The sequence below is a fragment of the Ralstonia pickettii genome (genome assembly GCF_001699815.1).
Taxonomy (GTDB): Bacteria; Pseudomonadota; Gammaproteobacteria; order Burkholderiales; family Burkholderiaceae; genus Ralstonia; species Ralstonia thomasii.
Map to the genome: position 1 here is coordinate 14,201 of NZ_MCGB01000098.1, position 21,972 is coordinate 36,172.

The window sequence follows — 21,972 nt, forward strand, 5'->3', positions numbered from 1 at the left end:
CACATTAAGAGGCGCCCATGTGGTGCCCACGGAGACACCACGTGAACGCACGGACCGACTTTCCGCGCGCCGACGCCTTTGCGTCGGCCCCGCACAGCGCTGACGCCCCGCCCCTGATCGATGCCGCCATCATCGGGACGGGCTTTGCCGGCCTGGGCATGGCGATCCAGCTCAAGCAGCACGGCATCGACAACTTCCTCGTCTTTGAAAAGGCGGGCTCCGTCGGGGGCACGTGGCGCGACAACCATTACCCCGGCTGCGCGTGCGATGTGCAATCGCACCTGTATTCGTTTTCGTTCGCGCCCAATCCGGACTGGTCGCGCATGTATTCGCCGCAACCGGAAATCCGCGCGTATCTGGAGCGCTGCACGGATGAATTTGGCGTGCGCCCGCATGTGCGCTTTCATCACGAGCTGGCGCGTGCGGCCTTCGACGACGCTGCAGGCGTGTGGAACCTGGAGATGGCCGACGGCCGCCGGTATCGTGCCCGCACGCTGATCTCCGGCATGGGCGGCCTGAGCCGTCCGGCCTGGCCGAACATCCCCGGCATCGAGACCTTCCAGGGCAAGGCCTTCCACTCGCAGCTCTGGGAACACGATTACGACCTGCGCGGCAAGCGCGTCGCCGTGATCGGCACCGGCGCTTCGGCCATCCAGTTCGTGCCGCAGATTGCGCCGAAGGTCGGCCGGCTCGACCTGTATCAGCGCACGCCGCCGTGGATCCTGCCCAAGCCCGACCGCAAGGTGTCGCGCGCAGAGCACTGGCTGTTCCGCCACCTGCCGTTCACGCAAAAGCTGATGCGCACCGGCATCTACTGGATGCTGGAGTCGCGCGTGCTCGGCTTTGTGATCCATCCGAAGCTGATGAAGGCGGTGGAGCGCATGGCGCGCGGCCACATCAAGCGCCGCATTGCCGACCCCGTGCTGCGCGAGAAGGTCACGCCGGACTACACCATCGGCTGCAAGCGCATCCTGATCTCGAATGACTATTACCCGGCGCTCACGCGCAAGAACGTCGACGTGATCACGTCCGGTATCGCTCGCGTTGAGCCCAACGCCATCGTCACCACCGACGGCACGCGGCGCGAAGTCGATTGCCTGATCTTCGGCACGGGCTTTCATGCAACGGACCCGTTCCCGCGTGGCGTGCTGCTCGGCAGCCAGGGCGTGGACATTGTCGACATGTGGGACAAGCACGGCGCCGAGGCCTACCTGGGCACCACCGTGTCGGGCTTCCCGAATTTCTTCATGGTGGTGGGCCCGAACACGGGGCTCGGCCACTCGTCGATGGTGTTCATGATCGAGTCGCAGGTGGCGTACATCGTCGACGCGCTCAAGTCGATGCGTGCGCACAACGTGGCGGCCATCGACGTACGCCCCGACGTGCAGCGCCGCTTCAACGACGGCATCCAGAAGCGGCTGTCGCATGCAATCTGGTCTGCCGGCGGCTGCGTGAGCTGGTACCTCGATCCGAAGACCGGCAAGAACACGACGCTGTGGCCGGGATTCACGTGGCAGTTCCGTCGCGCCACCGCGCATTTCCGGCTGGCCGATTACCGCACGCGCCCGATGGCGGTGCCCAAGGGTGTGCCGCTGCGCGTACCCGCCCGCACAGTGCCGGCCGCTCAAAACACCCCCAACGAAGAAGCGCTCGACCGCGTCTGATGCGCGTCAGCCCCACGGAGACCCCGCCATGAAGTCATTCAACAACCAGGTTGCCGCCATCACCGGTGCTGCGTCGGGCATGGGCCGCTCGCTGGCGCTGCGGCTGGCACGCGAAGGCTGCCACCTTGCGCTGGCCGATCGCAATGAAGCGGCGCTCGCGCAGACGCTGCAACTGGTGCGTGCGCATGAAGGCGACCGCATCCGCGTGACCACGCATGCCGTCGACGTGGCCGACCGCGCCGCGGTGTACCGCTGGGCCGAAGAAGCGGCCGCCGCGCACGGCAAGGTCAACCTGATCTTCAACAACGCGGGTGTGGCGCTGTCCAGCACGATCGAAGGCATGGAAGACGACGAGCTGGCCTGGATCATGAACATCAACTTCTGGGGCGTCGTACACGGTACCAAGGCGTTCCTGCCGCTGCTCAAGGCAACGGGCAACGGCCACATCATCAATACGTCGAGCATCTTCGGCATCTTCGCGCAGCCGGGTATGGGCGCCTACAACGCCAGCAAGTACGCCGTGCGCGGCTACACCGAAGCGCTGCGCCAGGAACTCGATCTGATGGACTGCGGCGTGTCGGCCACGTGTGTCCACCCGGGCGGCATCAAGACCAACATTGCCAAGTCGAGCCGCGTCTCGCCGAGCATGAACGGCTTCCTGGTGCGCGACGAACAGCAGGGCAAGGCCGAGTTCGAGAAATTCTTCATCACCTCGGCGGACAAGGCTGCGGAGGTGATCCTGGACGGCGTGCGCAAGAACAAGCGCCGCGTGCTGATCGGCCCCGACGCGCACGCTGCAGACGTGATGGCCCGCGTGCTGCCTGCCGCGTATCAGGCGCTGGTCGTGCGCGAAGCGCGCCGCACGCGCAAGAAGGCACTGCGCGACGATGCGGCGCCGGCCACCGCGCGCGCCAAGTAGGAGGTGCCGATGACCACGGCCACCACCGGCGAACTGTTTGCCAGTCCCCCGCGCGCGAATCTGCTCAACGTTGCACGCGCCATGCTGCGCCCGGGCCGCATCGGCTTGCGCAGCATCGGCCGCGATGTGCTGATCGCGCGCTACGCCAAGCCGCAATCGCGCTACCTGCCACTGATGGGCACGCGCGTCCATTACACCGATGAAGGTGCCGCCAATTCCGAAGGCACGTTGCTGCTGATCCACGGCTTTGGCGCATCGCTGCACACGTGGGATGGCGTGCTACCGCAGCTCACGCGGCGCTACCGCGTGATCCGGCTCGACCTGCCGCCCTTCGGCATCACCGGCCCCCTGCGTGATGCGCAAGGCCGCCCGCGCGCAATGGAGCTGCCGCTGTACCGCGACTTCATCGACGCGTTTGTCGACACACTCGGCCTGTCGAAACTCACGCTGATCGGCAACTCGCTCGGCGGCATGGTGTCGTGGGACTTTGCCGTGCGGCACCCGGGCCGCGTCGAAAAGCTCGTGCTGATCGACTCGGCAGGCTTTCCGATGAAGCTGCCGATCTACATCGATCTGTTCAATCACCTGGGCGTGCGGCTGACGTCGCCGTGGATGCTGCCCGAGGGGATCATCCGCGCCGCCACGCGCGATGTATATGGCGACCCGTCGCGCGTGTCCGAACCGACGCTGCGCCGCTACGCCGATTTCTTCTATGCCGACGGTGCACGACAGGCCATCGGCAAGATGGTGCCGAAGTTCCGCTTTGACGATGTCGATACCAGCGGGCTGGCCTCGATCCGAGTGCCCACGCTCATCCTCTGGGGCCAGCGCGACCGGTGGATCCCGCCCGCGCACGCCGGCGAATTCGCCCGCCGCATTCCCGGCGCCACGCTGCGCATGTATCCGGCGCTCGGCCATATCCCGATGGAGGAAGACCCCGTACGCGTGGGGACCGACCTCTGTGCATTCCTCGATCAAGGGCGCGCATCGACGCGCCTCGCCGCAACCACATTCCAGGAGAACCGCCCATGATGCCAGTCCGCCGCGACGTGCATCCTCACCTGCCGGCTGATCGCATCAGCAACTGGCACGAGCGAGGCACGCACGTCACCCACTTCCTGAACGCGCTGTCGATCTTCTTCCCGACCGGCGAGCGCTTCTTCATGGACAGCGTGCGCAACTACCGTCATCTGGTGACCGACCCCGAGCTCAAGCAGGCCGTGGCCGGCTTCATCGGCCAGGAAGCCATGCATACGCGCGAGCACGTGTTGTACAACGACCTCCTCGATCGCGCCGGCCTGCCCGCCACGCGCATCGACCGCTTTGTCGGCAAGTTCCTGAACGTGCTGCGCAAGTGGACCCCGAAGTCGCACCAACTGGCCGTGACCGTGGCGCTGGAACACTACACCGCCATGCTGGCCGGCCAAGTGCTTTCACATGAAGATGGCCTGGGCCGCAACTCGGAGCCCGGCTACCGCCAGGTCTGGCTGTGGCACGCCATGGAAGAGACCGAACACAAGGCCGTCAGCTACGACGTGTGGAATCTCGCCATCAAGCCGGGCCTGCGCCGCTACATCCTGCGCACATCGACGATGCTGCTGACCACGCTGCTGTTCTGGTCGATGGTGTTCTACGTGCATCTGCGGCTGATCTTTGCCGATCGCACCTGCAAGAACATGTTCTTCGGTCTGGGCAAGGCATTCCACTTCCTGTGGATTCACCCGGCGCCGCTGCGCAAGATCATCCCGGAATTCTTCGACTTTTTCCGGCCTTCATTCCACCCGTGGGATGAAGACAACCGTGACGCACTTGAACGCCTGCCCAAGCTGATCTCGGAAATCGAAGCGTATGCGGCAGCGAACGGCGAAGCGCCGTCGCCGTCGATCCGCCGCAAGCTGTCGACGGCGGGTGCAGCGGGATCTTGAGCAGGCATTCAAAACGCCTGCAGCACCCGTCGTATCGGGATCAAACTAGAAATAGATCAGGCGCGCCCCACGCATGGGCGCGCTGGAGACACTAGCCTTTGTCCGGCCCGGGCGCGCTGCCCGGCGGTTCGTGCATGTGCTCGATGACCTGCGCCACGCGGTCGCCCAGGTATTTGTTGGCGGCCGTCTCAAGTGCGCGCATCAGCTCGGCTTCGACTGCCACCAGCGCCAGCGGACGGATGCGCCAGATCACGTCGACCAGACGCGGCACGTCTTCGACCGGCGGCAGATCGCTGCCGTACTTGTCGAGTTCGCGCACGACCATGGAGACAAGATCGTCGGCCACCGCCTGCGTATGCGGCCGGGCACGCTCGATGATGTCGAGCACCTCAACAAGCGGGAAACCGGCCTTTGCCATCTGCGCGCCGGCCAGCAGCGCCTTCGGGCTGCGCGCCAGATAGCCGAGGCCATCGGGCTCAAGCAGGCCGAGCGAGATGGCCCGCGCCAGCGCCTGACGCGACATGGCACGGCCAAACAGCTTGGCAAGCGCCAGGAGCGAGTAGTGCTTGGGCGACTCGTCCGACCAGGGGCTCGCGATGGCCGATTCGAGCCCGAGGATGGAGCGCAGGTCATGGCCTTCGACGATGGCCTTGAGCAGCTCCTGGATGTTGGAGAGCGTGTAGCCGCGCCCGAGCAGGTGATTGATGAGCTTGAGCCGCCCCAGATGCGCCTGCGTGTAGATGCCCACGCGTCCGCGCCGCTCGGGCGGATCGATCAGGCCGCGGTCCTGATACGAACGGACGTTGCGGACAGTGGTTTCGGCCGCGCGCGCCAGTTCGTCGATGGTGAACTCGCGGGCGGGCGGAATGGCAGGCGGACCGGCGTCGCCGGTTGGTTTGCGGGCGGGCATACAAAAAATTCTACACGAGCGCGGCGACAGACCGCGTCGGTTGCCGGAACGTTTCCGGTGCGTTTCTCACGACGAGGAGACCGTCGATGTGGGACTTGACCTTGCGTCATCGAAATAGCGCGCTGCGGGCTGCGGGCGCAGTGGTGGCGGCGCTGCTGCTGCAAAGCTGCGCCACCGCCGGCGACGGATACGGCGCCATCGAAGCCGACAAAGCCAAACAGCTTGAAGATGCACGGGCCCAGGCGCGCGCGCCGTTCCAGGTGGGCAATCTCGCCACGCGCGAGGTGCGGCCCGCCACGCTGCGCGATTCGGGCCAGCCCGATGCGATCTCGTATCTGCGGCATGTCGATTTTCGTTTCGATGGCGGCGTCGGCTTCCTGGTCGACCAGCTCGCGCTGCGCATGGTGCCGCGTGCACCGGGCGATCCGGTGTGGCTCGACGATGTGTCGTCGTACACGCTGCAGCCGGTGAGCGGTTCGGTGCGCGTTACGGCCGAGAGCATGGCCGCGCTCTTCAACACCGTGGTGTTTGCGCGCGGGCCGGGTGAAGATCCGCCGCTGCGCGGCTTCAGCTTCTCGCTTGATGACGGCACGCTCGACATGCGCGCCGAGATGCACCGGCGCGGCGCCTGGGTGCCGATCGAGCTGCGCGGCCCGCTGGTGTTGCGCGATCCGCAGACCATCGTGTTCCACCCCAACGTGGTCAAGGTGCGCGGGCAGGACGCCGGCGCGCTGATGGGCGCGGCGCATATCGAACTGGCCGATCTGTTGCCGGTATCGACGCCTGCCGTGCAGCTGACTGGCAGCGAAATCGTCATGCAGGTGCCCAAGCTGTTTCCGCCGCCCGCGCTGGAGTTGAAGCTCTCCGCCATTCGCGTCACGCGCGACGGGCTGCTCATGCAGATCGGCGATGGCAACCCGCAGATGCCGCCGCTGGCCAACGCCGCCGACGCGCAGCGCCCGTACATCCTCTTCCGCGGCGGTGACATCCGCTTCATGCGCTCGATGCCGATGAACGCGCGCATCGATATCGTCGTGGCCGACCCGGCCAAACCCTTCGTGTTCAACCTGTACCGCTATCGCGACCAGCTTGTCGCGGGGTCGCTGCGCTTCTCGCCGGATGGCGGCATTCGCGTGCTGATGCCGTCGTTCGACACCCTCGCCGCTGCCAAAGCCGCCAAGGCAACAGCAATTGCCAAAGCAGGCAAGCCTGCCCTGCAACTCGCCAAGAGGACCGCGCCATGATCGCCCCCGCCTTCGCTCTCGCCGCTGTGATGTTGCGCCTGGCGCTGGTGACGCTTGGCTTGGCCGGGCTGCTCGCCAGCGCACTCGCCCGCGCCGCCGAGCCGCCGATGGCCAACGCCCAACGCAAGGAGTTGACGACGGTACGCCAGCAATGGGCGCAGCGCTGCGATCCGTCCTCCGGCGCGCCCAATGCCAGCGGCCCCGCCGTCGCGCGCGACTCCGGCACCGCACCGCCCGTCGTGCAGATGCGGGATGTGGATTTCCGCATCACCGGCGACATCGGTTTCCACGTGCATCAACTGACCGCGCAGCTCGTGCCGCACAAGCCGGGGCAGCCCGTCGACATGGACGACCCGGGGCAGTTCGACATCCGCATCCTCGGCGGGGAAGTGACGGTGCCCAAGGATTCGCTCGACGCGCTGTTCAACCGGTATCTGCTCGACTATTCACCGCGCTCACTCAATGCGCTGTCGCTGACACCCGGCGACGGCGTGCTCGACGTGTCGGGGGGGCTGAAGCTACGCAATCATTTTCCCGGCGTGTGGCTGCCGTTCGGCATGCGCGGCACCTTGGCGCTCAAGGAATCGCGCTTTCTCGTCTACACGCCCACCGAGGCACGCGTGATGGGCATCCAGACGCTGGCGCTGCTCAAAGGGATGGGGCTGGAGCTGTCGCAGCTTGCGCCGCTCAATCGCACCGGCGCCAAGCTGGATGGCAACGACATGGTGCTGGACCAATACACGGTCTTCCCGCCGCCGCGCCTGGTCGGTCAGATGAAGACGGCGCGTGTCACGCCGGACGGGCTGGTGCTCGGGTTCGGCCCCGCGCCCGCCATGTGTGCGCCGGCGCCAACCGACGCCGCGAGCCGCATCTGGATCCAGTCCGGCGACCTGAAGATGTACAACGTGCTGGTGGCCAACAGCCGCGTGCTCGTGACCGATACATCAACGCGCGGGCCGCTGCGCTTCGACCTGTACCACTACCGCGAGGCCGCCGCGCGCGGCACCACGCGCATGGATGCCGATGGCACGCTGCGTGTGGACCTCGCGCCGGCAGGGGCCGCTCAATAGCGCCATCGTCACAGCGCATTACTTCTGGCAGACGGCATGCAGGATCGCCTCGCCCTCTGAGCGCGGCACGACGGCCTCCCAGCGCGGGCCGTCGATGGTCTTGGTGAGCACCGTGCCGTGCTGGCTGTCCTGGATCAGCGCACTGACCGGCAGGATACGCCCCTCCTTGCAGTCGTAGACGGACGTGCGCGTATCGTATTGATACGCCTTGCCGTCCGAGAGCTTGCGCGGCGCGTCATAGGCGTCGCGCGTCGTGGCGCGCACAGTGCCATCCTTGTTGCGCTCGATGGAGTCTTTGTCCAGATAGAGCGAGCCGCCGTTGTCGGCCAGCGGGGCCAGCTTGACCCAGTTGTCGGCCGCCGTGGCCGTCGAGCTACCGATTGCCAGCGCAGCAGCTACCCAGTAGATCAGCGTCGTTCGTTCCGTTCGCATCGCAACCTCCGTTTGCCTCATTGCACAGACGTATGCGGGGCGCAGCAGCATGGCTGCATCGTTCTCCGCACATCAAAAAATGCGTAGCAAACGGCATGCCCCGCGCGTGACACTGCCGCGGCAGGCAACAAAAAAAAGCCCGCTCGGGGCGGGCTTCTTCGGGAATGCAAGGGCGGCTTACTTGGCAGCAGCGGCCATGTAGTCGACGGCGGCTTTCACGTCGTCATCGGAGCCGGCATAGGTGCCCTTGGGCGGCATCGCGCCCTTGCCGTGCAGCGCGGAGTCATACAACTTGGCCTTGCCTTGGGCGAGGCGCGGCGCCCAGGCGGCCTTGTCGCCAAACTTCGGCGCACCGGCCACACCGGCGGCGTGGCACATCTGGCAAGTCGACTCATAAACCTTCTTGCCAACTTCCCCCGCCGAGGCTTGCGGTGCGGCGGCTGCAGCCGGCGCGACCGGTGCTGCTGCCGGTGCCGGCGCAGCAGCGGCCGGAGCCTGTGCTGCCGCCGGTGCGGATGCATCCGGCGCTGCTGCCTGAGCCGGTGCTGCGCCCGCGCCTGCCGGGGCGGCCGGTTCCTGCAGCTTCCCACCGGCGGAGTTGGCCATGTAGACGATGGCACGCTCGATTTCGTAGTCGCTCACATCATCGGGCGACGTGCCGCCGCGTGCGGGCATGCCACCCTTGCCGGCCAGTGCCACCTTCGTCAGGCCATCGAGTCCCTGCGACAGGCGCGGACCCCAGCTTGCCGCATCGCCAAATTTCGGCGCGCCGGCCACGCCTGCAGCGTGGCAGGTCGCGCAGACTTCCTTGTAGAGCTGCTCGCCGGTCTTGAAAACGCGCGGTGCGTTCGGGTCTTTCAGTTCGAGCTGCGCAACGGGCTTGATGCGATCGTTGACGGCCTCTTCCGACATGCCGGAACCGCCTGCGCCTTCCCGGGCGCCCAGGCCAACGTAATTGGCCAGCAGGATGATGATGAGGATGGGAACGGCAAAGGCGGCGATGACCGCGATGATCAGCTGCTTGGGGGTCTTGATCAGAGGCTCGTGTTCGTCGTGTTGCGCGTCGCTCATGCTCAACTCTCAGGATGGTGGAACCGCTCTTGGAGCCCTCGGAGCGCCGCCGGCAAGGTCACGAGCATCGCCGGCAGTGCGTGGGGGCCGCATTGGATCGCGATGAGGGCAGGAAGACCATGGCGATTGAATCGCCGCGTCGGCCCAGACAGACCTGTCCCCGTCTTTCTTTTGGCAAATAACGCGCGATTATATCCGCAATGCTTGGGCCTTTGACACGCGGGACAGCCCTAGGCGCCGCTTTTCGACCTGCGTCAAAAACCCAACGAAACGTTGCAGCAGCCCGCCTCGTACCGGGCCGTTCACGGGTCTGCGATGGACGCTTGCGCCCAAATGCGCTATCCTGCGGGGCTTCTCTTTCGGTGCGTTCTGTGCCGATATGCGCCCGTAGCTCAATGGATAGAGTACTGCCCTCCGAAGGCAGGGGTTGCTGGTTCGATCCCAGCCGGGCGCGCCAAAAATCAAAGATTTACGCAACTTGTACGGTTTTCCGACGCCAGAACCGCGCTTCTGCCGCAACGTGCAGGCCTGCCTATTCCCGAACCTTATTCAGCTTCCCAGCCTTTTTCGATTCATCGATCGCGCTGCGGGCACGCTAGAAAATAGTCACCTCATCAGGAGTCGAGTCGTGAGCCGTTACTGGAGCGATATCGTTCAGCAACTTGTGCCCTATGTCCCGGGCGAACAGCCGGCCATCGCGCGGCCCATCAAGCTGAACACCAACGAGAACCCGTACCCGCCGTCGCCGCGCGTGGTGGCCGCGATCGCTGCAGAGCTGGGAGAGACGGGCGAGAATCTGCGCCGCTATCCCGATCCGCTCTCGCGCCGCCTGCGCGAGACGGTCGCCGCGCATGTCGGCCTCAAGCCGGAACAGGTTTTTGCCGGCAACGGGTCGGACGAAGTGTTGGCGCACGTCTTCCAGGCGCTGCTCAAGCACGACAAGCCGCTGCGCTTTCCGGACATCTCGTACAGCTTCTATCCGACCTACGCGCGGCTTTACGGCGTGCAGTGCGAGGTGGTACCGCTGGCGGACGACTTCTCCATCCGCGCCGATGACTATCTTGGCGACGCAGGCGGCGTGCTGTTCCCGAATCCGAACGCGCCGACCGGCCACGCGCTGCCGCTGGCAGAGATCGAACGGATCGTCGCTGCGAACCCGTCGTCGGTCGTCGTGGTGGATGAGGCCTATGTGGATTTCGGCGCGGAGTCTGCCATTGCGCTCATCGACCGCTATCCGAATCTGCTGGTTGTGCACACGACTTCGAAGTCGCGCTCGCTGGCCGGCATGCGCGTGGGCTTCGCGTTCGGGCACGCGGCGCTCGTCGAAGCGCTCAATCGCGTGAAGGACAGCTTCAACTCGTATCCGCTGGATCGCCTCGCGCAGGCTGCCGCCCAAGCGGCTTACGAAGACGAAGCGTACTTCCGCGCCACGTGTGCGCGCGTGGTGGCAAGCCGCGCGCGGCTGACGCAATCGCTGCAATCGCTGGCGTTCGAGGTCGTGCCGTCGATGGCGAACTTCCTGTTCGCACGGCATCCGCACCACGATGCCGCAACGCTGGCAGCACGGCTGAAAGAGCGCGCCATCTTCGTGCGCCACTTCAAGCTCGCACGCATCGACCAGCATCTGCGCATCACCGTCGGCACCGACGATGAATGCGACGCATTCTTAAACGCGTTGCAGGGTCTGCTGAAGTAAGTACACACACGCGTGCGGCAAATTGCCACCGGGGTCAGCCAGCCATTTGGGGGGCGGCGCCCCGCGCTGACGGCTGCACGCCCCGATCGCACGGTGCATGTGGGTACTTGCGCGGCATGGCACGGCGCCAATCGAAGGCCACGAACATCCGCGATTGCTGCGCTCAGGTATGGGGAACATTGACCGGACGCAGATGCCGCCGCCCGATTGCTGTGCCAGAATGCACAAGCGGGTAAACGGCGCGCCGACGCCGTCCGCTGTCCCCTATGGCGAGCCTGAGCACTGCGCGGGCGGCACGGGACGCCACACAACACACTCCCACAAAAGGAATCAGCATGTCCAATCGTCGTCAATTCCTGAAGAGCATCCCCATCGTGGCCGCCGCGGGCGCCGTCATGTCGATGTCGGACCTCGCACTGGCTGCACCGATGGTGGCGGAAACCGATCCGCAAGCCAAGGCACTGGGCTACGTGGCTGACACCACCAAGGCCGACAAGGCCAAGTTCCCGAAGCACACGCCGGATCAGCACTGCGGCAACTGCGCCCTGTACCAAGGCGGTACGGCTGCGCAAGGCGGTTGCCCGCTGTTCGCCGGCAAGGACGTCGCCAACAAGGGCTGGTGCAGCGCCTGGGCAAAGAAGGCCTGAGCGAAGCGGTATCGCATGCAAGCAAGACGGACCCTGCGGGGTCCGTTTTTTTTATGGGCGCGCTCTACAATGCGTGCCATGCCGTTCACATTCACACCCACCGTCCTCGTCATCGACGACGAGCCGCATATCCGACGCTTCGTCCGCGCTGCACTGGAGGAGGAAGGCTGCGAAGTCCACGAAGCCGACCGCGTCGAGCGCGGCCTGATCGAAGCGGGCACGCGTCAGCCGGATGCGGTGATTCTCGATCTCGGCCTGCCCGATGGCGACGGCATGCAGTTGATTCGCGAGTTGCGCACCTGGACGGAAGTGCCGGTGCTCGTGCTTTCGGCCCGCGTGGATGAGCGCGACAAGATCGAAGCGCTCGATGCGGGCGCGGATGATTACCTGACCAAACCCTTCGGCGTGGGCGAACTGGTTGCGCGCCTGCGCGTGCTGTTGCGGCGACATGCCAAGCGCGGCGAAGACGGCGGCAGCGTCATCCGCTTCGGCGAGGTGGAAGTCGACCTGGCGCGCCGCCTGGTCAGCCGCAACGGCGAGGCGGTGCATCTCACCCCGATCGAATACCGGCTGCTGGCGGTGCTGCTCGGCCGCCGCGGCACCGTGATGACGCACCGCGAGCTGCTGCGCGAAGTCTGGGGCCCGGCGCATTCCGACAGCAGCCACTACCTGCGCATCTACATGGGCCATCTGCGCCACAAGCTGGAACGCGATCCGGCGCGGCCCGAACACCTGCTGACCGAAGTCGGCGTGGGGTACCGGTTTACGGCGTAAGTCGGCTTACTGTTCCTTGATGCCGGCGGCGCGCACGATGCGGCCGTTGCTGTCGTATTCCGCGCGGATGGCCGCGGCAAATTGCTCGGCGGTGCCGCCGGCCGGCACCACGGCGGCCTGCGTAAGACGCTCGCGCAGATCGGGCGCAGCCAGCGCCTTGTTGATCTCTGCATTCAACCGGGCAATCACGGGGGCTGGCGTCTTGGCCGGCGCGAACACGCCAAAGGTCGACGCCATATTCGCCTTGGCGTAACCCAGCTCGGTGAAGGTCGGCACATTCGGCAGCGCATCGAGCCGGTGCGGCGCCCCCACCGCCAGCGGGCGCAGCTTGCCGCTGGTGATGTGTTGCATCAAGGTCGGACCGACGTTGGTCGACATGACTTCCACTTGGCCGCCCAGCGCATCCGTCAATTGCTGGCCACCGCCCTTGTACGGGATGAGCGTGATATCGACGTGCGCCTGCGACTTGATCTGCTCCAGCGCGAGATGCCCCACCGTACCCAGGCCCGATGTCGACCAGCGGATCGAGCCCGGTTTGGTGCGCGACTGGCTCAGCATGTCGGCAAAGCTCTTGCCTGTGAACGACGGCGTGCCCAGCAGGATCATCGGCGCATACATGACATTGGCCACGGGCGCGATGTCTTTCTGCGGGTCATACGGCAGCTTGCTGAAATGCGGGTTGAGCGTGAGCGGGCTGACCGATGAGAAGCCCAACGTGTAGCCATCGGGGGCCGACTTGGCCACGGCATCCATGCCGATGCTGCCGCCGGCACCGGCGCGGTTTTCCACCACCACCGGCTGGCCCAGTTGCGCCGACAGCTTTTCACCCAGTGCACGCGCCACGTTGTCGGAAATGCCACCAGTCGGATAGGCGACGATGATGCGGATCGGCTTGGCCGGATAGTCCTGCGCTTGCACCGGCGCAGCAGCAAGCAACGGCAGACCGGCGCACAGTAGCGCAGCAGAAGCAATCAGACGACGGCGGGCAGTACGTGCGGAAGTCATGGCGCAATGTCGGAGGAAAGAAACGGAAAGAAACATTGTAGGCCGATGCCCAGGCAAGCTCGCCCCGGCGAAATACAAAAACGGCAGGCAAAAGAAAAGGCGCCCGAAGGCGCCTTTTCCGTTCCCAATCGAGTGACAGCGTCGATTAGAAGATGTGGCGGATACCCACGCCAACGCTCGTCTGGTTCGACTTGCCAACGCCGGTTGCGTTGCCGCCACCCGACAGTTCCGGCAGAGCTGCGTCCTTGACCTTGTTGTAGTCGACCGTGCCATACACTTGCGTGCGCTTGGACAGGGCGTACTCGGCCAGCAGCACGCCGGTGTAGCGCTTGCCGTCGTTGCCGGCGGTCAGGGCAGCGTTGTTGATGCTGTCGTAGTAGAACGCGCCCGTCAGAGCCAGGGCCGGGGTGATGTTGTACGTCACGCCCAGGATGCCGACGTGGTCACGACGCTTCGTGGCGCCCGGGGTCAGGCCAGCGCCCGAGGTGGCGTTGCCGTAGATGTTCAGGCCGAAGGCGCTGCCGCCGACGCAGTTAGCCGAGCTGTTCACGCAACCCGTGGCGTCGCTGCTGTCGATGTAGCCTGCGAACAGCTTGGCTGCAGCGATGGTGTAGTTACCACCGATACCCCAAACGGTTTGCTTGTTGCCAGCAATATCCTTGTGCTGCTGTGCGAATGCGCCGATGTAGGCCGGGCCGAATTCATAGGCCACCGTGCCGCCAACGTACGAGTTCTGGCTTGCAGCACCCGGCACTTCGCCAAAGCCGTAGGCCAGGCCGACCGACAGGCCGTTCCACTTGCCTTCGTACTTCAGCATGTTCGATTCACGCAGACCGGTCAGGCCGTAGTACATCCACGAATTGCCGTCGTAGTTACCCACGCCCAGCGGGTCGAAGTTGCCGCCCGTCGTGAAGCCGAAGTTGTATTGACGGCCCAGGGTGATGGTGCCCAGGTCCTTGTTCGACAGACCCACGAACGATTGACGGTTGAACAGCGTACCCTTGCTGCTCATCGTGCCCGAGTCGGAGTTGAAGCCGCTTTCCAGCACGAACAGTGCCTTGTTGCCGCCACCCAGGTCTTCCGAGCCCTTCAGGCCCCAGCGGCTGTTCGACACAGCACCGCTTTCCATCTGGGTCACGCTGTTGCCAGCTTGGTTGGCGTTGTTGATGTAGTGAATGCTGGTATCGACAATACCGTACAGCGTCACGCTCGATTGGGCATAGGCAGAACCTGCGAACAGGGCGCCAACTGCGACCAGAATGGCAGACTTTTTCATGTGGGCTCGTAATAAAAGAGTTGTCTCAAACCGCCCGACCCCGTGTGCATGAGGTTGGGCTCCTCCGTTTCCTTAACTTCCGTGTCGGAAGTGCCGCGCAAATTTAACAAAAGCCCATATGCGCGGCAAAGCAATTCACGGAATCGTTCTACCAAGTGTGGTAAGCGCGCATCGCTCTTAATGCGCTGCACCAAATCGGCCTATGGCAAGGCTTGCCGGCTCGGGACGCCCTGCTGTGGTGCATCAACGCCGAGCGCTGGCTTTCACCCCATCTCTTGATTAGACAAAAAGGTTGGGAGATTGCCGGTGGCGTTACGCCATTGGCGCGCTTTTCAGCGCCGTTCACGCTGACTTGCATCATTTCGGCGCCGACAACAAACCGTTCGTCGCTCCACCGTGGATGCGGCATGCCTCCTGACCTAGGCTGTAGACCGTGGCAGGACATCAAATGACCACGCCTAAAACAGCACCGAAAATCAGTTGAAGAAGGAGTTCGCCATGCGACTCAAGCAAATGGGGTTGGCCGCCATGTTGGCGGTCGGGGCCCTCGCGGCGGGCAGCGCTTGGGCGCAGGCCAGCCGCGTGGAAGTGTTCGGCCAGAATGCTCGCGCCGAACGGTTTGACGTCTATAGCGACGGTGCCCGCACCGGCCGCTTCGACACGTATACAGAAGGCGCGCGCGCAGGCCGCTTCGATCCCTATTCGGAAGGCATGCGCAGCGACCCGGCCGGCCGCTCCCGCGAGGGCGGCGGCACGGTCTACGGGTATCCGGTTCCGAATTGATGCGCTGAACGGCATTCACCGCGTTCGTCACGCAGCCGTCACGCATTGATCAGTTACGGGCCTGTCTCCAGGCATCCTCCGTTTTCCGCCTCTTGGCCCACTCTGGCCCCGCTGGTGATGCGCCGGCGGGGCTTTTTCATGCGCGCTCAGATGAGCTTGTCGAGCGTGATCGGCAATTCGCGCACGCGCCGGCCGGTGGCGTGATAGACGGCGTTGGCGATGGCCGCCGGCACGCCGGTGATGCCGATCTCGCCGATGCCCTTGGCGCCCAGCGGGTTGATGTGCGGGTCCGCCTCGTCGAGTACGAGGATGTCGATGTCGGGCACATCGGCGTTGACGGGCACGTGGTACTCCGCCAGGTTGTTGTTGACGATGCGACCGTAACGCGGGTCCAGCAGGCTCTCTTCGAACAGCGCCATGCCTATGCCCCAGACGATGCCGCCCATGAGCTGGCTACGGCCCGTCTTGGCGTTGAGCAACCGCCCGACGCCGTAGCTCCCCACTATGCGCGAGACGCGGATCACGCCCAGGTCCGCGTCGACATGGACCTCGGCAAACACCGCGCCGAACGAGTGCATTGAGAACTTCTGCTTCTCTTCGCCCGGCTGCACCTTGGCGGTCACCTCGATGGGGCGACCATAGCGGGCGACTACGGCAGCCGCCGGTTCCCGAGCACCGCTGTGTGCGCTCAGAACACCATCGGCCACCGTGATGGCGCCCGCGTCCAGCCCATGCAGCGGCGAACTGGCGTCGGCAATGGCCGCGGCAATCAATGCATCGCGTGCCTGCTGGCCGGCGGCCTGCACCGCGGGCGATACGCTGGCCACGCTCTGCGAGCCGCCCGACACCGGCGCTTCGGGCATGCGCGTATCGCCCAGACTGAAGAGCACGCGGTCGACGGGCATGCCCATGGCATCGGCCGCCACCTGCGTCATCACCGTGTAAGTGCCGGTGCCCAGATCCTGCGATCCCGATTCGACCTGCGCCGTACCGTCGGGCAGATAGCGCGCCGTGGCAGCAGCCGCGCTGCGATTGGCTGGGTACGTGGCCGTGGCCATGCCCCAGCCGACGCGCGTAGTGCCCTCGCGCATGCTGCCCGGCTGCGGGTTGCGGCGCGCCCAGCCGAAGCGCTCGGCGCCCGTCCGGTAGCAGGCAGCCAGGGATTTGCTCGACCACGGGATGCGTTTTTCCGGGTCTTGGGCGGCATCGTTGCGCAGGCGCAGTTCCACGGGGTCGATGCCAAGCGCGTAGGCCATCTCATCCAGCGCGACTTCCAGCGCGAACGTGCCAGTGGCTTCGCCGGGTGCGCGCTGGAAGGTGGGCGTACCGACGTTCAAACGCGCCAGCCGATGCGTCGTCCGCTGGTTGGGCGTGTCGTAAAGCATGCGCGTGACGATGGCGCAGGGCTCGGTCCAATCCTCAATCATCGACGTGGTGGTCAGCGAGTCGTGAGAGATGGCGGTGAAGCGGCCATCGCTGGCGGCGCCCATGGCGATGCGCTGCTCGGTACGCGGGCGCCCGCCGACGGGGCCGAACATCTGCGCCCGCTCCAGAACAAGCTTGACGGGCCGCCCCGCTTGGCGCGCGGCCATCGCCGCCAGCACCACGTGCGACCACACCGAGCCTTTGCAGCCGAACCCGCCGCCCACGAACGGGCACACCACACGCAGCTTGTCAGGCGACAGACCTAGCGTCTTGGCGACGGTGCGGCGCACACCCGAGACGTACTGCGTGCTGTCGTACAACGTGAGCGAATCGCCCTCCCACACGGCGATGGTGGCGTGCGGCTCCATCGGGTTGTGCGCTTCCATGGGCGTCCCGTAGATGGCCTCGATGCGCTGCGCCGCCTGCGCCATGCCGGAGGCCATATCGCCGCGCATGGTATCGGCCGATTGCGTCTGCACCTTGCCGGGCGAGTGCGCATCGGCGCGGGCGGTTTCGAAGTCGAGCCGCGCCGGCTGCTGGGCAACCTCTACGCGCACCATGCGCGCTGCGGCCTGCGCGTGTTCCAGAGTGTCGCCCACGACGACCGCCACGGGCTGGCCGTTGTAGTGCACCTGATCGTCCTGCAGCAACGAGAGCACGCGTCCGGCCGGCGGTTCCAGCGCGGGCTTGCCATCGTTAGGCAAGCGCGGCGCGTTCTCGTGCGTCATCACCAGCAGCACGCCGGGCATGGCCTGCGCAACGTGTGTATCCACCCGGGTGATTCGGCCGGCGGGCACCGTGCTTTGCACCAGCACCGCATGCACCAGACGCGGCACCTGAAACTCGGCCGAGTAGCGTGCCTGGCCCGTGACTTTAAGCAGACCGTCAGTGCGGTCCAGCGGTTGGCCGACGTTGCTCATGCCACGCCTCCAGTCGGGTCGGAAGCCACGGTTAGCGCGCGCGCCACCGCACGCTGTGCGAGCGGCACCTTGAAGCCGTTGTCGCGCAGTGGCTGTGCGCCCTGCACGGCCAACGCGCCGGCCTGGGCAAACAAGTGCGCGTCCAGCACCTGCCCCGCCAGCATCTGCTCCGCCGCATGCGCACGCCACGGCTTGTGCGCGACGCCGCCCAGCACGATGCGCGCCTCCCGGATCGTCCGCCCATCCGCTTGCAACGCCAGCGCCGCAGCCACCGACACCAGCGCAAACGCATAACTGGCACGGTCGCGCACCTTCAGGTAATGCACGTGCGAGCCGAACACGGGCGGCGGCAGATCGATGGCGACGATCAGCTCGCCGGGCCCGAGTGTCGTGTCGATTTCGGGGTGCGCTTCCGGCAGCCGATGGAACGCGTCGATCGGGATACGCCGCTCACCGCGCGCGCCGTGCACCACCACCGTGGCGTCGAGCGCGGCCAAGGCGACGGCCATGTCGGACGGATGCGTCGCCACGCATGCCTCGCTCGCACCCAGAATGGCATGCATGCGATTGAAACCCTCGCGCGCGGCACAGCCGGAGCCGGGCTGCCGCTTGTTGCACGCCGGGTACGCCGTGTCGTAGAAGTAATGGCAGCGCGTGCGCTGCATCAGGTTGCCGCCGTTGGTGGCCATGTTGCGCAGCTGCCCCGACGCACCCGAGACAATCGCCTCGCTCAGGAGCGGATAGCGCGAGCGCACCAGCGGATGCGCCGCCGTGTCGGCATTGCGCGCCATCGCGCCCAGTCGCAGGCCGCCGTCGGGCAACGCGCGAATCTGCGCCAGCGGCAGGCGGCTCACGTCCACGAGGCGCTGCGGCTGCTCGATCCCGCCCTTCATCAGGTCCAGCAGATTCGTCCCGCCGCCGATATAGCGCGCGCCCGGCTCGTTGCCCAGGCGCACGGCAGCCTCGACGGAAGATGCACGGTCATAAGCAATCGATTGCATGAGGCTCCTCAGGCACCGTTGCCGGACTTGGCAGCCACCACGCGAATCGCCGCCACGATGTTGGGGTACGCGCCGCAGCGGCAGAGGTTGCCGCTCATGCGCTCGCGTATTTCGTCTTCGGTCAGCGCAACGGCGCCGTCATTACCGAGCGCCGCGGGCGACGTGACGGTGCTCGGCATGCCGCAGCGCGCCTCTTCCAGCACCGCCACCGCCGAGCAGATCTGGCCCGGCGTGCAGTAGCCGCACTGAAACGCGTCGCGTTCAAGAAACGCGGCCTGCACCGGGTGTAACGCCGCACGGTCGACCACGCCGTCGTGCACGTGCGCCAGGCCTTCGACGGTGGTGATGTCCTCGCCTTCGTGCATGATCGCCAGCGTCAGGCAGCTGTTGATGCGCCGGCCATTCACGAGGACGGTGCACGCGCCGCACTGACCGCGGTCGCAGCCTTTCTTGGTGCCGGTCAGACCCAGCACCTCGCGCAGCGCATCGAGCAACGTGACACGCGGCTCCAGCGACAGCCCATACCGCTTGCCGTTGATATTGAGCGACACCGGCCTTGCCGGTGCCAACGCGGCCGGGCGGGCCGCACCTGGCGCCGAAACGCGCGCTGCAGCCGGCTCATGCGGCAGCGCCAAGGCCGAGGCGGCGGCGGCCGCGCTCTGCAAAAAGCCGCGCCGGCTCGGCCGCGCGGGCGCTCCCTCCGGTTCGCAGGCGGGGTCGTTCGATGCTGCGGCGGGATGTTCGGACATGGCGCACGCTCCACCGGCCGGGCGGCCGTAGCTGGGGACATGCGTCAGGGGAAAGCAAGCGGAATACCCGGCACCCGGGCGGTGGGAAGCCGCAGGGCAGCGGCTTCGCGCAAGAGAGCTGCTGCGGCGCGTGTAAGGCTTACGCGCCGCATTGCAGTGCGGTTACTTGGCCGGGCCGACGCGATCGCGCGACACGTCCATGATCATGCGCGTCAACAGGTACAGGCGCGGCACGATGGAGTTCAGGTCGACATATTCGGCGTCATTCGAGTGCGCGCCAAAGCTCGCCAGGCCAAAACGCTCGATCACGGGCGCCTTCGTCTTCGACGCGGCAAACGCGGCATCGGTGCCGCCGCCTTCGGCCTTGTCGTCAATCTCCAGCGTCTTGCCGAGTTCGCCATAGATCTTCTGAGCGTGTTCGGCCAGCGCGCGCGACGCCGGCGTGGCTTCCAGCGGCGGGCGACGGCGCTCGAACTTGGCTGTGACCTGCGTATCCGGGATCAGTTTGTTCTTGATGCGTTCGTTGACGGTTTCTTCCAACTTGTCGGCGTCGGCTGCGCGCAGCAGGCGCACATCGGCCTGAGCGCTGGCCGCGGCCGGGATCACGTTGCGGTTCGTGCCTGCCTGCGCCACTGTCCAGTTCACCTTGAGGCCCGTTTCGGGCTTGGACAGATCGCGCATCTGCAGCACCTGGTGCGACAGTTCGTACAGCGCGTTGCGGCCCTGCTCCGGCGCGCCGCCGGCGTGCGAAGCCTTGCCCTTCACATCCAGCAGGATCGCGCCGATGCCGCTGGTGGCCACCGACAGCTTGTCCGACGTCACGCGCGTGCCTTCGCACGAGAACACGGCGTCCTGCTCGGCGCCCAGCTTGGCCTGCATGGCCCGCGCGCCCGGCGAGCTGATTTCTTCATCGCCGTTGATCAGCACCGTGAGCGTGCCGTATTGCTTGAAATTGACGGCCTGCAGGATCGACACCGTGTGGAGGATGACCGCGACGCCGTTCTTGTCGTCGGCAATGCCCAGACCGTAGGCGCGTTCACCGTCGATGCGGAATGGCTGCTGCGCGAGCATGCCCTTGAGATACACGGTATCCATGTGCGCAATTAGCATGATGTTGCGCTTGCCATCGCCCTTGAAGCGCGCGAGCACCATCTTGCCGATCTTCTCGGGGGTATCGGCCATGCGGTAAGCGTGGTCGCTGGGGTCGATGAGCTTGACGTCGCCGCCCATGCCGCGCAGGCGCTCGGCAATCACGCCGGCAATCTTGTCCAGGCCTTCGATGTCCTTGCTGCCCGATTCGATCGAGACCAAAGTCTTCATGGTGTCGATCAGCGCGGGTTTTTCCTGCTGGGCGCGCTTGTAGATTTCAGCCGGCGGCACGGCGGCAGCGTGGCCGGCAGCCAGCGCACCGACCAGTGCGACGGCGGCCAGCACTGCAGGGCGCAAACCCTTGGGCAACAACGGGGCTCTCATGGATGTTTCCTCACCTGTTCTTAGTTATGGTCTGCAACAAAACCGCGATTTTCTCACGCCAGCCTGAGGATTGCCCGAGGGCTATCCCCCCTTCGGATAGGCACATGACACCGCGCAAAGGAATACTGATAGAGATGCGTAAAACGAAAGCGCGGCGATGACACTCTCGCTACAATTGCTGCCATGCAATACATCCATGTCGTCAACGGCGAAGTTGCCGGCGCCACACTCAAGCAGGCGCTCGCACAGGCTGGCCGCCCCGATTCCGTAGTCGTGCTGCGCGACGATCTCGCCGTCGGGCCGCTGGTCGACGTCGACAGCGTCGCCATGGCGCGCTCCGGCTTCTGGCAGCGCGTGGCGCCCAACAGCAACATCGATTTCGCCGCCGAGATGCGGGACGCACTTGCGTCACTCGCCGACCTGCGCGATGCCACCACGGAAGTCGCCATCTGGCACGGCCAGAGCGCGTCGGATCAGCTCATGCTGCGCCGCGTGGCGTTTCACCTGCATCAATCGCCCCAGCGCATCAATGAAGTCGGCATGGATGTGCGCGAACTTGAGGCGCCCAACGGTCAGGGCCCGCTAACTACCATCGGCATGTATTCAGGCGCCCGGCTGGCGCGGCGGTTTTCGACCATCGCGCCGGTGTCGGTGCTGCGCATCGGCCGCCTGGCCTACGAATGGCAACAGACCGTGCGCGAGAACGCCGATACGCGGCTATGGAAGGGCAACACGCTGGTACCGGTGTCGTACGGCACGGTGGATGAAGTGATCCTGGAGCAGGTTCCCACTGACTGGGCCAGCGCACGGGACGTGGTCGGCAGCATCATGGGCGCCATCGACGGGCTGCTCGCCAGCGACTGGTTTGTCTTCTGGCGCTGCCGCGAACTGGTCGGCAACGGCCAGTTGCTGTTGCGCGGCGAGGCCGATTCGCTCAGCACCTGCGAACTGCGGCGCAATGTGAGCGTGGCCGTGTAAGCGCCGCGCA

20 protein-coding genes and 1 tRNA gene are annotated in these 21,972 nt (G+C 65.7%); 12 read left to right on the forward strand and 9 right to left on the reverse strand.

Annotated elements, in window-relative coordinates:
• The first annotated feature begins 41 nt into the window (after positions 1-41).
• The 4 genes from BEK68_RS21830 to BEK68_RS21845 are packed head-to-tail and all read left to right on the forward strand — an operon-like array spanning position 42 to position 4,508.
• Positions 42-1,664 carry a flavin-containing monooxygenase gene (locus BEK68_RS21830; protein ID WP_024542303.1) on the forward strand — a complete coding sequence of 541 codons (1,623 nt, stop codon included), beginning with the start codon at positions 42-44 and terminating at the stop codon, positions 1,662-1,664.
• A 28-nt stretch (positions 1,665-1,692) separates the two neighbouring features.
• A complete protein-coding gene (locus tag BEK68_RS21835) occupies positions 1,693-2,583 on the forward strand; it encodes an SDR family NAD(P)-dependent oxidoreductase (RefSeq protein ID WP_004628897.1) in 891 nt (296 codons plus the stop codon).
• 9 nt (positions 2,584-2,592) lie between these two features.
• Complete coding sequence (locus BEK68_RS21840) at positions 2,593-3,615, forward strand: alpha/beta fold hydrolase (RefSeq protein WP_012436623.1); 1,023 nt, start codon at positions 2,593-2,595, stop codon at positions 3,613-3,615.
• Positions 3,612-4,508: a metal-dependent hydrolase gene (locus BEK68_RS21845; protein WP_012436624.1), complete on the forward strand. Its 897-nt coding sequence runs from the start codon at positions 3,612-3,614 to the stop codon at positions 4,506-4,508. Before BEK68_RS21840 ends, BEK68_RS21845 begins: the two co-directional genes overlap by 4 nt.
• 91 nt (positions 4,509-4,599) lie before the next feature.
• Here BEK68_RS21845 and BEK68_RS21850 read toward each other — a convergent pair whose 3' ends face one another.
• Entirely contained in the window at positions 4,600-5,418 is an 819-nt protein-coding gene (locus tag BEK68_RS21850; protein ID WP_012436625.1) for a MerR family transcriptional regulator, read from the reverse strand.
• 86 nt (positions 5,419-5,504) lie between these two features.
• Between BEK68_RS21850 and BEK68_RS21855 the strand changes: the two genes are divergently transcribed.
• Together BEK68_RS21855 and BEK68_RS21860 are read left to right on the forward strand one after the other, a co-directional pair.
• Positions 5,505-6,662, forward strand: coding sequence for a hypothetical protein (locus BEK68_RS21855; protein WP_012436626.1), 1,158 nt, complete (start codon positions 5,505-5,507; stop codon positions 6,660-6,662).
• A complete protein-coding gene (locus BEK68_RS21860) occupies positions 6,659-7,732 on the forward strand; it encodes an LmeA family phospholipid-binding protein (protein WP_012436627.1) in 1,074 nt (357 codons plus the stop codon). Before BEK68_RS21855 ends, BEK68_RS21860 begins: the two co-directional genes overlap by 4 nt.
• 18 nt (positions 7,733-7,750) lie before the next feature.
• Here BEK68_RS21860 and BEK68_RS21865 read toward each other — a convergent pair whose 3' ends face one another.
• The gene (locus tag BEK68_RS21865) at positions 7,751-8,164 is read right to left on the reverse strand and encodes a surface-adhesin E family protein (RefSeq protein ID WP_004628885.1); all 414 of its coding nucleotides are present in this window, start codon (positions 8,162-8,164) and stop codon (positions 7,751-7,753) included.
• A gap of 177 nt (positions 8,165-8,341) precedes the next feature.
• Positions 8,342-9,235, reverse strand: a complete 894-nt coding sequence (locus tag BEK68_RS21870; RefSeq protein ID WP_012436628.1) for a c-type cytochrome — start codon at positions 9,233-9,235, stop codon at positions 8,342-8,344.
• A gap of 381 nt (positions 9,236-9,616) precedes the next feature.
• Here BEK68_RS21870 and BEK68_RS21875 point away from each other — a divergent pair.
• The 4 genes from BEK68_RS21875 (at position 9,617) to kdpE (ending at position 12,352) form a co-directional block, all read left to right on the forward strand.
• Positions 9,617-9,692, forward strand: a tRNA-Arg gene (locus BEK68_RS21875).
• Between the two features lie 171 nt (positions 9,693-9,863).
• A complete protein-coding gene (hisC, locus tag BEK68_RS21880; RefSeq protein ID WP_012436629.1) occupies positions 9,864-10,931 on the forward strand; it encodes a histidinol-phosphate transaminase in 1,068 nt (355 codons plus the stop codon).
• A 335-nt stretch (positions 10,932-11,266) separates the two neighbouring features.
• Positions 11,267-11,578 (forward strand): high-potential iron-sulfur protein, encoded by a 312-nt coding sequence (locus BEK68_RS21885; RefSeq protein WP_004628878.1) that lies wholly within the window; start codon positions 11,267-11,269, stop codon positions 11,576-11,578.
• 69 nt (positions 11,579-11,647) lie between these two features.
• Entirely contained in the window at positions 11,648-12,352 is a 705-nt protein-coding gene (gene kdpE / locus BEK68_RS21890) for a two-component system response regulator KdpE (protein ID WP_004628876.1), read from the forward strand.
• A 6-nt stretch (positions 12,353-12,358) separates the two neighbouring features.
• On the opposite strand, the gene BEK68_RS21895 is transcribed toward kdpE, so the two are convergent.
• Entirely contained in the window at positions 12,359-13,357 is a 999-nt protein-coding gene (locus BEK68_RS21895; protein ID WP_012436630.1) for a Bug family tripartite tricarboxylate transporter substrate binding protein, read from the reverse strand.
• A gap of 145 nt (positions 13,358-13,502) precedes the next feature.
• Positions 13,503-14,633 carry a porin gene (locus BEK68_RS21900; RefSeq protein ID WP_012436631.1) on the reverse strand — a complete coding sequence of 377 codons (1,131 nt, stop codon included), beginning with the start codon at positions 14,631-14,633 and terminating at the stop codon, positions 13,503-13,505.
• Positions 14,634-15,131: 498 nt separating this feature from the next.
• Here BEK68_RS21900 and BEK68_RS21905 point away from each other — a divergent pair, with 498 nt between their 5' ends.
• A complete protein-coding gene (locus BEK68_RS21905) occupies positions 15,132-15,416 on the forward strand; it encodes a hypothetical protein (protein WP_004628870.1) in 285 nt (94 codons plus the stop codon).
• Positions 15,417-15,562: 146 nt separating this feature from the next.
• Here BEK68_RS21905 and BEK68_RS21910 read toward each other — a convergent pair whose 3' ends face one another.
• The 4 genes from BEK68_RS21910 to BEK68_RS21925 all read right to left on the reverse strand — a co-directional run bounded on the left by BEK68_RS21910 (position 15,563) and on the right by BEK68_RS21925 (position 20,984).
• Entirely contained in the window at positions 15,563-17,761 is a 2,199-nt protein-coding gene (locus tag BEK68_RS21910; protein ID WP_012436632.1) for a xanthine dehydrogenase family protein molybdopterin-binding subunit, read from the reverse strand.
• A complete protein-coding gene (locus BEK68_RS21915) occupies positions 17,758-18,762 on the reverse strand; it encodes an FAD binding domain-containing protein (RefSeq protein ID WP_012436633.1) in 1,005 nt (334 codons plus the stop codon). The genes BEK68_RS21910 and BEK68_RS21915 overlap by 4 nt, the downstream gene beginning before the upstream one ends.
• Before the next feature lie 8 nt (positions 18,763-18,770).
• Positions 18,771-19,511, reverse strand: a complete 741-nt coding sequence (locus BEK68_RS21920; RefSeq protein WP_012436634.1) for a 2Fe-2S iron-sulfur cluster-binding protein — start codon at positions 19,509-19,511, stop codon at positions 18,771-18,773.
• Between the two features lie 162 nt (positions 19,512-19,673).
• On the reverse strand, positions 19,674-20,984 hold the full coding sequence (locus tag BEK68_RS21925; protein ID WP_012436635.1) for a M20/M25/M40 family metallo-hydrolase: 1,311 nt from the start codon (positions 20,982-20,984) through the stop codon (positions 19,674-19,676).
• 183 nt (positions 20,985-21,167) lie between these two features.
• On the opposite strand from BEK68_RS21925, the gene BEK68_RS21930 reads away from it, so the two are divergent.
• Entirely contained in the window at positions 21,168-21,962 is a 795-nt protein-coding gene (locus tag BEK68_RS21930; RefSeq protein WP_012436636.1) for a DUF1835 domain-containing protein, read from the forward strand.
• Positions 21,963-21,972: the final 10 nt, after the last annotated feature.

Bases quoted from the DNA above. Each gene is read 5' to 3' on its own strand.
- BEK68_RS21900 (WP_012436631.1), bottom strand. From the start codon at position 14,633: ATGAAAAAGTCTGCCATTCTGGTCGCAGTTGGCGCCCTGTTCGCAGGT.
- BEK68_RS21835 (WP_004628897.1), top strand. From the start codon at position 1,693: ATGAAGTCATTCAACAACCAGGTTGCCGCCATCACCGGTGCTGCGTCG.
- BEK68_RS21840 (WP_012436623.1), top strand. From the start codon at position 2,593: ATGACCACGGCCACCACCGGCGAACTGTTTGCCAGTCCCCCGCGCGCG.
- kdpE (WP_004628876.1), top strand. From the start codon at position 11,648: ATGCGTGCCATGCCGTTCACATTCACACCCACCGTCCTCGTCATCGAC.
- BEK68_RS21895 (WP_012436630.1), bottom strand. From the start codon at position 13,357: ATGACTTCCGCACGTACTGCCCGCCGTCGTCTGATTGCTTCTGCTGCG.
- BEK68_RS21925 (WP_012436635.1), bottom strand. From the start codon at position 20,984: ATGAGAGCCCCGTTGTTGCCCAAGGGTTTGCGCCCTGCAGTGCTGGCC.
- BEK68_RS21910 (WP_012436632.1), bottom strand. From the start codon at position 17,761: ATGAGCAACGTCGGCCAACCGCTGGACCGCACTGACGGTCTGCTTAAA.
- BEK68_RS21915 (WP_012436633.1), bottom strand. From the start codon at position 18,762: ATGCAATCGATTGCTTATGACCGTGCATCTTCCGTCGAGGCTGCCGTG.
- BEK68_RS21920 (WP_012436634.1), bottom strand. From the start codon at position 19,511: ATGTCCGAACATCCCGCCGCAGCATCGAACGACCCCGCCTGCGAACCG.
- BEK68_RS21865 (WP_004628885.1), bottom strand. From the start codon at position 8,164: ATGCGAACGGAACGAACGACGCTGATCTACTGGGTAGCTGCTGCGCTG.
- BEK68_RS21860 (WP_012436627.1), top strand. From the start codon at position 6,659: ATGATCGCCCCCGCCTTCGCTCTCGCCGCTGTGATGTTGCGCCTGGCG.
- BEK68_RS21885 (WP_004628878.1), top strand. From the start codon at position 11,267: ATGTCCAATCGTCGTCAATTCCTGAAGAGCATCCCCATCGTGGCCGCC.
- BEK68_RS21870 (WP_012436628.1), bottom strand. From the start codon at position 9,235: ATGAGCGACGCGCAACACGACGAACACGAGCCTCTGATCAAGACCCCC.
- BEK68_RS21930 (WP_012436636.1), top strand. From the start codon at position 21,168: ATGCAATACATCCATGTCGTCAACGGCGAAGTTGCCGGCGCCACACTC.
- BEK68_RS21845 (WP_012436624.1), top strand. From the start codon at position 3,612: ATGATGCCAGTCCGCCGCGACGTGCATCCTCACCTGCCGGCTGATCGC.
- BEK68_RS21905 (WP_004628870.1), top strand. From the start codon at position 15,132: ATGCGACTCAAGCAAATGGGGTTGGCCGCCATGTTGGCGGTCGGGGCC.
- BEK68_RS21850 (WP_012436625.1), bottom strand. From the start codon at position 5,418: ATGCCCGCCCGCAAACCAACCGGCGACGCCGGTCCGCCTGCCATTCCG.
- BEK68_RS21855 (WP_012436626.1), top strand. From the start codon at position 5,505: ATGTGGGACTTGACCTTGCGTCATCGAAATAGCGCGCTGCGGGCTGCG.